The sequence below is a fragment of the Desulfuromonas soudanensis genome (assembly GCF_001278055.1).
Lineage (GTDB): Bacteria > Desulfobacterota > Desulfuromonadia > Desulfuromonadales > WTL > Deferrimonas > Deferrimonas soudanensis.
Window position 1 is genome coordinate 3,013,719 of sequence record NZ_CP010802.1, and the last position, 13,795, is coordinate 3,027,513.

Consider the following 13,795-nt stretch of genomic DNA (forward strand, 5'->3'; position numbering starts at 1 on the left):
ATTGACACTTTTCGTCTTAATTTCAGACTCTTAGCTAGGTCCGACCCCGAACACAAATTCCGCAGAGGAGGAGTACTTACTTATCTCGAACAGCAGTCCGCTCTCATCAGGCAGCCATTTGAAGTTTTCACCAAATTGGGTTTGCGGCAAAGCGCAGGTCAGGTTGTTATGCAACAGATAAGGCGTCCCAATCGCCTCGGCGAAGAGGGACCGGTTGTTGTCGACCACCACCGCCGCCTGACCGAGGACACTCCCCTTTTCATCCAGTAACTGCAGTTGGTACACACCGTCATCGACGACCGTTCCCCGGTCGTTAAGGCCATCCCAGAGGACGCTGCCGCCGGTCGTGTTTTCAAACTCCTCGCCCCGGAAGAGTCGCACAATTTGATTTTCATCATTTAATACGGCCACGACGACCGTGACGGGGATTTCCAGGCGAAAACCGAAGGTTGTCGTGTCCTGAACCTCATCGCCGTTGGGTGAAATGTAGGGCTCGGAAACCCAGTTGTCGGAATTTTGAATGATGAACGTCTTAACAGCCAGGTTGTTGTCCTCACTCTGCTCAAGAATCAGGCTGTCCGGGTCGACCACGACCTTCAAAACATGGCTCCCCGATTGACCGGTCGCATCGTAGACAAAGGTGGCTTCAGACTGGGAATTCCCCCCGATCTGGGCAATTAGCCGCGATCCGATAACGATTTCCCCTTCAAGGAGATTCACGATCACGTTCTCTGCGATCTGGTCACCACGATTCAGCACCGTAACCATGACCTCAACCGCATCCCCCTCCTTCGGAATGGCCGGAGCGAGGTCAATCGAACCGGGTTCCACCACCAGGTCCGGCAAACTGAGAATCTGAAGGGTTCTGAAGGCTTCGTTGTCGTCCTCGGCAATCTCGCCAATCAGGTTTTCCGGGTCGACGACAACAGAAATTACTTTTCCGCCGCCGGGCTCGCTGATCTCCGGCCAATCAAGGCTTACCGGGGCGTTTTCTCCCGCCCCCAGGGTCGGGATTGTTTGACTTCCCAGCATTACGGCACCGTTGCCGACAACGCCCAGGTAGAAAGCCACCCTGACATCCTGAGCCGTTGAAAAACCGATGTTTTTCACAAGTGCTGAGATCGTGGCCGAACCCCTCTCATTTGCGGGGTCGGGAGTAATGACAAGGTCGTTGTGGGAAACGGTCAGATTGGGCTGGGTAGGGGGATTGACCGTCAGGGGAACCGAAGCGCGGTTGTTCGTCTCGGAGAGTTCCTGAAAGGCATTGAACGGATCGACCTGCACCGACAGCGGGAGATCGACCCCCACCCTGTCGGCGGACCAGACAAACTCACCGGTAGCCGCAGTGCCGGCGGGGATATCGAGCGTCAAGGTACTCAGGTCGAAGACCCCGCCCTCCTGTTCGACGGAAAATCGGACCTGGACGTTGAAGGCATCGCGACTCCCCCGATTGAAAATCCGGGCAGAAATCCTCAAATCGTCTCTGAAATCGGCAGGATTCGGCTCCACGGAAATATCAGCAGGCGATATTTCAAAATCGTAAACCACGACGGAGCTGAGCACAGTCTCCGCCTTGTTGTTGGATTCATTCGATTCTTTGATCCGGTTATCCGGATCCACGATAACGGTAAAAGGATGTCCCTTTCCGTCGCCGAGGTGGATAGGGAAGTTGACCGACGCAGAGGACAGCGCCGGGAGATCAACCCATTGCTCACCGACCTTGGTCGTTCCATCATAAATGACGACCTTCACCTGCGAGCCGTCGGTTAGACCAAGGTTGGCGATGGAGACCGCGACCGCCTCGGAAGAAATGGCGGTCTCCGGAGAGAAGGAAATGTCTCCGGGACGAATTTCGAAATCGGCCGAGTCATCCAGCAACAGGACCTGTTCGGCGCGGTTGTTATCTTCGTTCGATTCCGCAGCGAAATCGTCCGGGTCCACCACGACGGAAAAGGTCTGTTCACGCCAATCGGCCACCGAAGCCGCAAAGGTTACGACCACCGAAGAAAGCCCGGGAAAAGCCAGGGTCTGCTCGCCAATCTTGTTGGCCTCGGCAACGTCCCCCTTGTAGAGGATGACCTTTGCCTGGGGGACCTCCGACCGGCCCTGGTTCCAGACCCTGACATTGACCACGGCGTTGCTCGGCACCTTCACGATTCTCTCGGGCGTGAAGGTGATATCCGCCGCCTCGATGGACAGATCCGGCTCGTCGCCCGCCAGGGAAATCGCCTGCACGGCAACGGCCGTCTGGTAGGGGCTGTCGTACCAGCTGCCGTTTTCAGCCTGCTGCCCCAGCAAAAAGCTCACTCCCCCACCGGTCGCTCCCGCACCCAAGCCGACTTCGTTCATGGCCAGGAGGGCCACGGCGCTATCGTAAACGGTACTCGGGCTGTTGCCGAACCCTCCATCGGGATTTTGTTTCGACTTCAGAAATGCCACACCTTGCGCGATAGAGTCCCCTAAGGGGTAAAGCGTTTGGTGATTGTTCAAAGCGACAAGGGCATTGGCGGTAGGTTGAATCAGACTGGAAAATCTATCGCTGCTCCATCCGCCATCGGCATTTTGATGAGTCGTCAGATAATCGATCCCCTGAGCGACCACCGTCGTGTTGGAATAGCCGGCCTGTCCTAAGACTCTCAGAACCAGGGCGGTATCGGTCGGATCGCTGACATAGCTGCCCGAAAGTCCCCAGCCCCCATCGGGATTTTGTCGCGATGCCAGTTCGGCGATCTCAGGAGCAGCGTCCCTTCCCGCCCGCAGCAATGCCTCGATCTTCCTGGCCAAAAAGTCACTGTTGAAGGTAGAGCTGCCACCGAGCCAGGTCATTCCCAGATCGAGTTGAGGGCCAACAGAGCCGAGAGCATTAAGGGCGGTGACCGCTTCGGCGGTGTCGCGCGGCATCGTCTCCGGTGCGTCAACCCAGCTGCCGTCTTGCTTCTGGTTGGCCAAAAGCCAGGCGATCCCATCATCCACTGAGGGTGACTGCGAACGGGGCATGTAAAAGGGGGGGGTAATGCCGGGGTTGGTTGGCAGGTCATCCCTGGGAGCGACCGCTACCTGGACCAGGCTCTCGCCGTCCGTGAGGATGGAGTAGCGCGTCAGAAAGCCATTGCGGATGTTCTCAATGGCACGAAGGTCCTTGCCATTAAATGTCCCGGGGGAGGTTGCATAGATGAATGCAGCCTTGAAGCTCTTCTGAGCATCGGCCGCCGAGGGGATGCGTGGTCCTTCGGCGGCGATGATGTCCTCGATGGTGACCGTGCGCGCAACCCCGCTGATGATTGCGCCGACTTCCGAAATCTTGGTCGGATCGATCTGCGGATTTTCGATGAGGAGCATGGGCGGTACGGCACCGGCATCGACCATCCCCATCAGGTACAGATCGAGAGGGCTGAAATACTTGCGGGCTTCGATGGAGGTGAATGTGCCGTCCCCATTATCCTGCCAGCGATTGCCGTACTCCAGCGATCCCTTGGTATCGAGGAGGAAGCTCCAATGGGAGCCGTCCTTTCCAATCAGGGCGGTGCTCATTTCACCCGTCGTGTCCTGATATTTTACCCGAGCCCCCCAGCGATGCAGGAGCTCATGGTTAAGGGTGTCAAGCGTGTTCTCAAATTGGGGGGCCGCGGGATCAGAAGCATTGTCGGCCAAAGTCCCCATGTCGACCGTCCCCTGAAGCCGGCCGGCGCTACCATAGGAGGAAGAGTAATCAAAAAGTGCCGAGCCGATCCCCTGCACATCATTTTTGATGCCGACATAAAAGGCCACGGTCTCGGCATCCGGCATCAGGAAGTCGAAATCGGTGAAAATGACGAGAAAGTCGTATTCGTCCTTGTGGGTCTTGTAAAACTCTTTGGCAATTACCCGTCGAGGCTCGGCATTCGTGGTACCGTCAGGCAAGTGAGCGTCGAAGTTGCCGGTCACCTCCATGACCGAAACATTCCCGTAATCGCCGAGTTGTTGAGCGGTAAATGCTGCGGCCAGGGAGGGGGTGCAGAACAATAAAAGGGTCAACAGCGCCGTCGAGAAAAGGGGCCTTATGGCTGCAATCAGAACGCCGGACCGCAATACCCTTTTAGGCAAGGCATACGCACACATACATTTCCTCCCAGAAACCGCAAAAAACAACAGTACAAAAACTCCGAAACGGCGCGCCGGTCGACCCGCCATCCGTCGTGAAAGTTTGGCTATTCTCAGATCGGCAGACTACCTGTAACCCGGCATGCCACCCTGCCCTACGGCTTCCATTGGTCCCGGCGCGAGAAGCAGGGGCTGCTCGTCCCCTTGCTTGCGTATCCGCTCGATGCGCTGATGCTTGCCGTCGAGACGGATGATCACCGTCTCCGGGCCGCCTTCGCCGAGTTGTTCGAGGACCACACGCCCTTCGGCGATTTCGATGATTCTGGCGTCACCGGCAATGACATCCCCGACCCCCACCAGCTGCAGGGCCCCTGCAGGGGTTTTTATGACCCCCTTCTGGTCCTGGGGGGAGATTTTGAGGAACTGCACCTTTTCCAGCCCAGCGGCCAGGCCCTGGCTGGCCAGCAGCACGAAAAACAAGGCGATCAAAAGGAGCTGGGATTTTTTCATCGGCATGATGGGTTCCTTTGTTGAAACATCAATTTTAGGGCCGCGGATTGAATCGAATCCACACGGCTCAAGCTGTTATCGGAGGCTTTCTCAAGTGGGACATCTCAGGGAGTGGGACTGGCTCCGCAGGTGCCTGTCCCTAACATCCCACGGCTGACCAGGGACAGGCTACGTTTGCAGTCCAAAAAGTTGCCTGCCCCACTTCGCTGCGGTTTGACCAGCAAGTGAAGGTTGAACTACTGTGCTTACGGATGCGTCACGTTTTCACTGCCCGACAGGATGATAAAAAGATTCCGTTTTGGGTCAAATTCGAGGTTTGGCGTGTAGTCCGGGTTGAGGTAGTAGTGCATTTTGATTCCACCACCATCACCTACAAAGTGCCTCAGCTCGCCGCGAATCTTTCCGTACATGGCTCGTTCCAACTTGCCATATTCGTCAACTTCAGAGCGGACACGAAAGAGGTAGTTATTGTCATCTTCAATGTCGGAATGCCTTCCATAAGAACCCCTTGAAATACGCTTTTGCATTTTTGGCAAATATCCTGTATCGGGTGCCGTGCGCGGCAACCGGAACCAACTCCCGACATTGAAATCCCCGCCACCGTCATCCTTGACGACCTGGATGCCATCAAAAGGGTTGACAAAGGTCAGAGTCATCGTCGCATCATAATTGTCGCCATTGTCGTAACGTTGATCCAGCTTGAAGATGAAATCCGCCTTCGTCCCCAGCCCATACGGGATCACCCAGTCGGCCTTCTCCAGATCGAAGCCAACCTCCTCGCCTTTTACGGGAACCTTAAAGGAGTGGTTACGCACATACATCGGCACAGGGTTGACAATGGGGCGCATAACGACGGCAAGCTCCTTCCCCCACGGCTGCCACATGCCGAAGCGGGTGACATAGAAGTCGTGGTGAAAGGTACTGTTGTAGAAACCTTCCTTCATGGCTGTTCCGACAACTACACCATCACCTGAACTTGACGTAATGCTGCAAATGCCTTGATCGTCAGCATTTTTCATCACTGGCATTTCGCCACCAGAAAATCTCACACTCAATTTAGTATCAGCGAGAGGGATGCCGGTCTCATCGACGACTTTGACGTTAATTTTCACCATGCCAAAGGCAAAGACTGTGGAGTTTATTGCCAAGAGCAAAATCATTATCGATGTAATGACAAATGTATTCACGGTTACTCTCCTTTGATCCTCTTCGCCCATTCATCATAGAGGCCGGATAGATAGGGGTAGGCGACGACATAAATATCGCTGTGTTTCCATTCAAACCCGTTCAATCGATCCTGTGGCCACGGTTTGTTGACAGCATACGCCAGACGAATATCGATATCTCGATCCGGGTGGTCAACTCTAATTTCTCCCACCCCCCGGTGCCCCGCCGCATTGGTTAGCGCCGGAATCTCGTTGGCGAGCATCTCTTCTTTCAAGAGACTGGGGATCGATACAGCCTGCGGTGAATAGAGCCCGTCGCGGTCTGGATTTTTCGAGAAGAACGGTTTCGTCCGAAATTGCTCCTTACCGTATGAATTTGCCAAAGAAACCGGTATCTTCACCCCCATGAAGACATAGCCATCCTGTGGGTTCAGGTTGAACTCCCATCCCCCCGTATCGCTATCATCACCAATAATGGCCGATGTTTGCCCCTTGAAGAGTTCCTGCAACGCAAAGGCATAATATCCGAGATGTGAACGATCCCATGGCCTCCAGTTAAAAACTACATCTTCCGTGCCCGGCAAATCGGCAACATTCGGCTGATAATGGTTGCCGTCCGGATCGGTAGCCGCCATCTCGACCGAATAGTTGAAGGGACGGAAAGCTTCGTCGGTCGGCGCGTAATAGACATAGGTTTCACTGTCACTGTCACTGTCACTGTTACGCACCCGGGCAAAACGGTCACGCCAAGTCAGGGTCGACCGACCATCGTCTGTACCGAAGAGTTTGTACCATTCGGACGCCCAAAGTTTTGGCAAATACCCCTCTTCGAAATCGACTTCGACGCCATCGGGATAACGCCAGGCAGGATGATACATCCACGCACTTGTCGCTGTGCGCCAAGGAGTTCCGTAGGCATAGGCCCCTGTACCGTCAGCGGTGCCACCCTCGGCATACGCGCTTTGCGGCGTAAAGGCTTCCTCCGCCACGGCCGCATTAACCATCAGATATCGCCCGATATCCATCCCTTCCGCTATGGCACTGGAAACGACCATGTTGCCGAGGCTGTGGGCAAAAATAGTCGCATTGGAAAGTTCAGAAATAACGACAAAATCCTTCAACAGCCGCCCAGTCTCGAAGGCACGGCGGACGTTGAGGTGGTAGTTCGGGGTACGCGTACCGACACCAGCAACCGGGACCGTCAGTTGCGTATCCCAACCATACCAAGTGATTCCCCAGAATCGGGCCTGCGAGCCAGACCAATAGAGTCGCTTGAAGGTCTCGGATTGCTCACCACGCGCATCCTGGTCGTTGACATTGTATCCATGCACATGAATGAAATCATTATCATCGTTGTCCGCATCAAATCCTTCAAAATGCTCAGAATTTATAAAATCGTTTGAAATCAGACGATCTTCTGGCCCTACCGGGGGAACGGAAGGAATATAATATTGCTCAAATTCTTGCTCACCCATCTCTTCCAAACTAGATAAGACCTTGATCAAGTTTTTTTGCCTGAACATCTGCTCCACCCCGTCGAGACTAAGGTTAAGGCTGGTGGTGAAGACCTGATTTCCGGTTTGGTCTTTAATCTCCAGCACCAGCGGAGCCGTCCCCGGCTTGACCCCTTCGAGCAGGACCACCGGCGGAGCGTCTTGTACGCCGACACTCGCCAGCAGGGCAGCCAGATTTCTGCGAGCTTCGATGTTGTAGGCGCCGTCAGTTGGCCATTTGTTCATGGGGACGGGGAAAGACGGCCTGAACGCAATCGCCCTGGCCGTATCGACATCGACTAGATAGTTCGCAACCGTCGCCGTAGTCAGTTCGGGGAAGACGATTTTCAGGTTCTCTGCGGCCGACTTGAGGCGATAGGTGTAGGTATTGGGTGGGAAGATGCCAACCAGCGGCTTGACATCGAGCGCTACCGGGAAAAAATCGATCAAATCGCGCACGCCGTCAACCTTGTAGTTTGCACAATCCAACTCACCCCCAAGGCTGTGCTCACCGGGGATGTCATCCCCGCCGGTCTCGCCGCTGTCGTCATCATCATTGATCCAGAAGTAGAAGATATCCCCCTGTGCAGCGCGCGCCCGATCCTCCTCATCGATAACTCGGTCATGGTTGTAATCCGGCACCAATCCGGCAAAGATCGAAGTCACCAGTACCAGATCCCCTTCAACTGCGGCCAACGGCCCTTCGCCGTCAGGGTCAACGGTGAGGGTGATCTTCTTCTCCTCAGCGCTTGTGACCCCCCTGACCCCTTCAACAAACAATGTCCAGCCCTTTGGCCCGGCAACCGGTTCGAACCAGTTCAGGGGATAGGCCTTGTCGGGAACAACATAATCCCCACCTTGTGCAATATCGGCCACCTTGCGACTGAACTGTCCGTCCTTGATCCAGAGCCTCAACGCCCCGGGTGCAAGGGTGTAACTGACCGTTTCATCCGCCGAGACAACCTTCTCGACCCCGGCCGGATCACTGCCGGCGTATTGAAAGCTGACCGTTGCCCGGGCCGGATCAAAGACGCTCCCGCCGAGCTCAAATACCAATGGACAAAAGGGTTCACTGGCACCGTCGCCTTCCTGACCATTCCTATCGATACCGTCGGCATACCCCGGCACCTTGTCGCCATCGGTATCGACCAGATTGGCCTTCAGGACCTTGCCCGGCCGCCCAACCTGATCTTCAACCTGGTCCTCCAGAGCATCCCGCTTCGGCAGGTTGTGAGTCCCGTCCGCTTTCCAACCGGCATTGTTGTCACTGTCGATATCGAGATCTGCAAGAAGTGTGGGCAAGGGGACGCGCTCCCCCCGGATCTCTGCATCAGAACCGCGATTGAGCACCGTCTGCACGAAATACTTCCTGTTCGGATCAAATACTTTCCCTTTTGCCCATTGGGCGGTGCCGCGTCCGGTGGTTGCCTGACCGACCAGGAAGTCTTCCCAACTGTCCTCTCCCGTGGAATCAACGGAAAAAAGATCGATATGCGCACTGGCGGCAACGTACCCGGCGGGACTGGCTCCCTCCGGCAAAAGGGTATAGGTGACGACGACATTTTCGCGGGCCATCCCCCCCTCACCGAGGGAGACCAGAGTAGGCGATATCTTAGTCGGAACTTCCACGCCATAGACGTCGTAGAAAATCTTCTGGGGAATATTGCCGAGGATTTCCCCGGTCTTCTTGTCAAAGAGGGCTTTTTGTCCCGTCTTGACGGTGACGGTCCGCGTCGGCAGGGTGTCCGACCTGTAGCCGGTGCGGATGGAATCGAGAGTTCGGCTGTCGAAAAAGACCTCGGGGACGGTCATCGTCGCCTCCCCGACCGCTTCGATCACATTCAGCGCGGCCTGCGCCCCGGTCGTGAAGCTGGCCTGGTATTTCCCTTCGCCGAGGTTTTCCGTATCCCCTGCGGCTCCTCCGCCTTTGATCGTTGTAAAAGTCATGGTGCCATCGTCAACCCTGCGGGTATGGCTGAGGCCGGTCCCCTTGATGGTCCAGCAGTCGAAGGTGGCACCCTCTTCTGTGCACTGAGATGGCCCCTCCATGGTGTAGTCGGCGTACAGCATGAACAAGGCGGCGCCAAGGGGGGCTTTGAGGGCTTCGCCGGCCTTGGCGGCACTGATGCTTTCACCCTTTTGAGTGACCGTAGCAAGCCGGGAAGAAAACACCTGGGGGGGGATGTAGGCATCCGGCGCCATGAATCCATAAGTGGAAAGGGTGAATTCCTCCATCGAAAGGTTCGGAGCCGAAACTTGAACCTTGTATTGAGTATTCACCGTGTTGCCAAGAATGGTGTAAACAATCGCACCGATATGACCGGCGAGTACGGTCATGGTTTTCGGTCTGTGTTACGGCTCTTTCACCTGCTCTAACGAAGGCAGATTGCCGAAGAGGTTGCGTTTCGGATCGAATTCGAGATTACGGGTATAGTCGGGGTTAAGATAGTATTTGAAATAAACTTCTGTTGGTTCTCTCCTCGGATCTATTTCAATTGGTCCGATGATTTTTCCATACATGGCCCTAATAAGTTTGTCATCATCTAACTCTGATCTCACCCTGAACACGTAGTTATCATTTGAGTTATAATTCATATATTTTTTACCACTTAAACTTTTACTCCTTATTATCTTCAAATTAGTTGCATACCCTTCTTCTGGTGCAAATCTAGGCAATTTAAATTGACTTTCATTCGTTTTGTTTTCTTTTATCTTAACAATACCATTTTTTTTGTCATAAAATTTAATAGTCAATGTTGCTTCATAATTATTAAACCCACTGTAAGATTTTTCTAAATAAAAAATAAAATCGGATTGTCTTCCTTTACCATATGGATAAACCCAGTCGTAAGCCATGAGATCAAAACCAATATCCTTACCAATGACTGGAATTTTGATTTTAATATTGGCCATCTTCGAATCGCGAGCATACATAGGTACTGGATTTATGATCTTACGCATCACAATTATGATTTCAGGGTTCCATGGTTCCCAACCTCGGAAATTCTTACCTGTAAAAACAAACTTACCTTTACTAAAATAGTAACCTTCTTTCTCGACTCCGTAAGTCAATATATTATTGTCATTTCTGTGAGAGGCTGTGTATTTACCGTTGATATCAGTAAATCCATCAATTGGTGAAATATTAACGCCAACGCCTACTATCTTATTTTCTTCAAATGCAAATCCGGCCTTTGCGCCTTCAATTGGTGACCCGTCCTCGTCTACAACAAGTATAGATGCCTTAGCTATTATCGTAAAACCATAGGCGTTCTGGAAAATACTAAATGAGGCAAATAGACCTATAAAAACAACTAGCATCATTCTAAGGGGAGGCATAATTTAATCCTTTTATTTTGATAATTGATTGAACAAATCGAAAATATACAAATATGACACTTCTCGCAAATCCGAATGTAGCCATTTAATTTTCGAAATGCCACCTCGCTCCTCAGGCCACCCATTTGTATTGGTAAACCTAGCTTGCATGTCAATGACATTAGTGTCAAAAATAGCGTCATTCATCCTCTTGCCACCTGGTCCTCCCACCGGCAGGGTCATAGCTGGAATTGCCTCAGCAAGCAGTTGATCGTGTTTCGCTTCTGCCCAGTCACTGCCCCCTGGTTCGGGAAGAGGAGATGCCCAACCGAGATTGAAGAAGGGTCGGATCTTCAAGTCATACGGCATCAATTGATTGGCTTTGTCCTTAGGCATACTCTTGTTTAAGTATGTTATTGTCCCGCTTGAAGTTGTTATAGTGTAGTCATCGACGAATTCCCAGCCTCCGTATGGGCTGCCAAGTACCATGCCATTTACCATTCTTCCTTTGAGCTTTTCCTGCAATGCCCACGCATATCGACCGGGGCCGTTTGTTGCAATGTCAAAAAGACCCGGATTTCCGATATGCGTATCGAGCACTTCCTCACCGGAGGAGAAGAAATTGTAAAAATTCGCTCCGATAAGGTTGGCAAAACGGTTTTTGAAGGTCAGAAACTGTCGCTGGTCTTTATCTCCACCAACGGCAACATCTTCTATGAAGTGCTTGTACCATTCGTTGGCTCCAAGCTTTTTGGCATAACCGTACCAGTCGGGATGGGCCATGGGGTTGGCTGCGGTATAGACCGCCGGATCATCTCCTCCAGTGTAGAGTGCATCACCACCACTGTAATTCGGGTCGCCGCCGCCTTCCAACTCTCCAGTAAACGCTTCCAGTGGCACAGCGGCATCGATCATGAATACGTTGCTGATTGGCGCTGTAAGAGAATCCTTCTCCGGGTCGATGAGCGCCGAAGAGACCAGCAAATTCCCAAGGCTGTGGGCGGCTATGCTCGTCGGCCCTTCCATGTTCTCGTTAAGAAACGCCCTGAGGGCTGGGGCTGAATGCAACGCGTTACGAACATTGATGTGAAAATTGAACGTCAATGAACCTAGCGGGGTTTCACGCTGGGTTTCCGAGCCATACCAAGTCACACCCCAGAACCTCGATTTAAGGCCTGACAAGAATAACCTCTTGAACATTTCGGCTTGCCAGCCTCGGGCCTGTTGACCATCTACGTTGTAGCCGTGAACAAAGACAAATTCCTTCCCATCAGTATTGAGGCATTTGTCATCTGGACAGTTTAAGGGCTCACCTAACCTGTCCGGTTCACCCCATTCAGACAAATGTTGGGGCGGGGTATCTTCGTTGGTTGCGACATTGATCAGATTCACATGCCGAAACATTCGCTCGACATTGCCGAGGCTCAAGTTGAGGCTAGTGGTGAAGACCTTATTTCCGTCCGGGTCGAAAACTTCCAGCACCAGCGATGCCAGCCCCGATTTGACCCCTTCGAGCAGAACCACCGAAGGGGCGTCTTGCGTTGAGGCTGTAGCCAGCATGGTGCTCAGACCCTGTCGGGCTGCGATGTTGTACGCCCCGTTGGTTGGCCATTTGTCCTGCGGCACGGGGAAGGTCTGCTTGAGCGCCACAGTTCGCGCAGTTTCGACGTCGATCAGGTAGTTTTCGACCGTCTCCGTCGTCAGTTCGGGAAAGACCACCTTAAGGTTCTCTGTAGCTGCCTTGAGGCGATACTCATATACATTGGGCTGAAAGATTCCGAGCAATGTCTTGATGTCGAGTGCCACCGGGAAGAAGTCAATCAGGTCGCGCACGCCGTCGATCCTGAAGTTATCGCAGTCGCGCCGACTTTCCTGGCTGCTCACGACCGACAACGGAATATCATCCCCACCGGTCTCCCCCTCATCGTCATCATCATTGATCCAGAAGTAGAAGGTGTCCCCCTGTGCAGCGCGCGCCCGATCCTCCTCATCGATAACTCGGTCATGGTTGTAATCCGGCACCAATCCGGCAAAGATCGAAGTCACCAAGACCAGATCCCCTTCAACTGCGGCCAACGGCCCTTCGCCGTCAGGGTCAACGGTGAGGGTGATCCTCTTCTCCTCGGCGCCGGTGACCCCCCTGACCCCTTCAACAAACAATGTCCAGCCCTTTGGCCCGGCAACCGGTTCGAACCAGCTCAGGGGATAGGCCTTCTCGGGAACAACGTAATCCCCACCTTGGGCGATATCGGCCACCTTGCGACTGAACTGTCCGTCCTTGATCCAGAGCCTCAATGCCCCGGGTGCAAGGGTGTAACTGACCGTTTCATCCGCCGAGACAACCTTTTCTACCCCGGCCGGATTACTGCCGGCGTATTGGAAACGCACCGTTGCCTGGGCCGGATCAAACACGCTCCCGCCGAGCTCAAACATCAACGGATAAAAGGGTTCACTGGCACCATCGCCTTCCTGGCCATTGATGTCGATGCCGTCGGCATACCCCGGCACTTTGTCGCCATCGGTATCGACCAGATTGGCTTTCAGGACCTTGCCCGGCCGCCCAACCTGATCTTCAATCTGGTCCTCCAGAGTATCCCGCTTCGGCAGGTTGTGGGTGCCATCAGGCTTCCACCCTGCGTTGTTGTCGCTGTCGATATCGAGATCTGCAAGAAGTGTGGGCAAGGGGACGCGCTCCCCCCGAATCTCTGCATCGGAACCACGATTGAGCACCGTCTGCACGAAATACTTCTTTTTCGGATCAAATACTTTCCCTTTTGTCCATTGGGCGGTGCCGCGTCCCGTGGTGGCATTTCCGACCAGGAAGTCTTCCCAACTGTCCTCTCCCGTGGAATCAACGGAAAAAAGATCGATATGCGCACTGGCGGCAACGTACCCGGCGGGACTGGCCCCCTCCGGCAAAATGGTATAGGTGACGACGACATTTTGGCGGGCCATCCCCCCCTCGCCGAGAGAGACCACAGGTGGCGATATCTCCGTCGGCACGTCCACGCCATAGACGTTGTAGAAAATCTTCTGGGGAATATTGCCGAGGATTTCCCCGGTCTTCTTGTCAAAGAGTGCTTTTTGTCCCGTCTTGACGGTGACGGTCCGCGTCGGCAGGGTGTCCGACCTGTAGCCGGTGCGGATGGAATCGAGAGTTCGGCTGTCGAAATAGACCTCGGGGACGGTCATCGTCGCCTCCCCGACCGGACCGTCCGTTGGATGGTG

General features: G+C 53.8%; 6 protein-coding genes. All 6 read right to left on the reverse strand.

Annotated features, from left to right (window positions below):
* Window positions 1–30: 30 nt before the first annotated feature.
* Complete coding sequence (locus DSOUD_RS13505; protein WP_198300318.1) at window positions 31–4,098, reverse strand: CARDB domain-containing protein; 4,068 nt, start codon at window positions 4,096–4,098, stop codon at window positions 31–33.
* Between the two features lie 108 nt (window positions 4,099–4,206).
* Window positions 4,207–4,596, reverse strand: coding sequence for a hypothetical protein (locus DSOUD_RS13510; protein ID WP_053551503.1), 390 nt, complete (start codon window positions 4,594–4,596; stop codon window positions 4,207–4,209).
* Between the two features lie 239 nt (window positions 4,597–4,835).
* Window positions 4,836–5,777, reverse strand: coding sequence for a hypothetical protein (locus DSOUD_RS13515; RefSeq protein WP_053551504.1), 942 nt, complete (start codon window positions 5,775–5,777; stop codon window positions 4,836–4,838).
* Between the two features lie 2 nt (window positions 5,778–5,779).
* Window positions 5,780–9,586, reverse strand: a complete 3,807-nt coding sequence (locus DSOUD_RS13520; protein ID WP_053551505.1) for a hypothetical protein — start codon at window positions 9,584–9,586, stop codon at window positions 5,780–5,782.
* A gap of 15 nt (window positions 9,587–9,601) precedes the next feature.
* Window positions 9,602–10,588: a hypothetical protein gene (locus tag DSOUD_RS13525; RefSeq protein ID WP_053551506.1), complete on the reverse strand. Its 987-nt coding sequence runs from the start codon at window positions 10,586–10,588 to the stop codon at window positions 9,602–9,604.
* Between the two features lie 12 nt (window positions 10,589–10,600).
* Complete coding sequence (locus tag DSOUD_RS13530) at window positions 10,601–13,759, reverse strand: alpha/beta hydrolase family protein (protein ID WP_157671876.1); 3,159 nt, start codon at window positions 13,757–13,759, stop codon at window positions 10,601–10,603.
* Window positions 13,760–13,795 lie beyond the last annotated feature (36 nt).

Excerpts from the sequence above, each read along its gene's own strand:
- DSOUD_RS13505 (WP_198300318.1), bottom strand. The coding sequence starts at position 4,098 with ATGTGTGCGTATGCCTTGCCTAAAAGGGTATTGCGGTCCGGCGTTCTG.
- DSOUD_RS13510 (WP_053551503.1), bottom strand. The coding sequence starts at position 4,596 with ATGCCGATGAAAAAATCCCAGCTCCTTTTGATCGCCTTGTTTTTCGTG.
- DSOUD_RS13520 (WP_053551505.1), bottom strand. The coding sequence starts at position 9,586 with ATGACCGTACTCGCCGGTCATATCGGTGCGATTGTTTACACCATTCTT.
- DSOUD_RS13525 (WP_053551506.1), bottom strand. The coding sequence starts at position 10,588 with ATGCCTCCCCTTAGAATGATGCTAGTTGTTTTTATAGGTCTATTTGCC.
- DSOUD_RS13530 (WP_157671876.1), bottom strand. The coding sequence starts at position 13,759 with ATGACCGTCCCCGAGGTCTATTTCGACAGCCGAACTCTCGATTCCATC.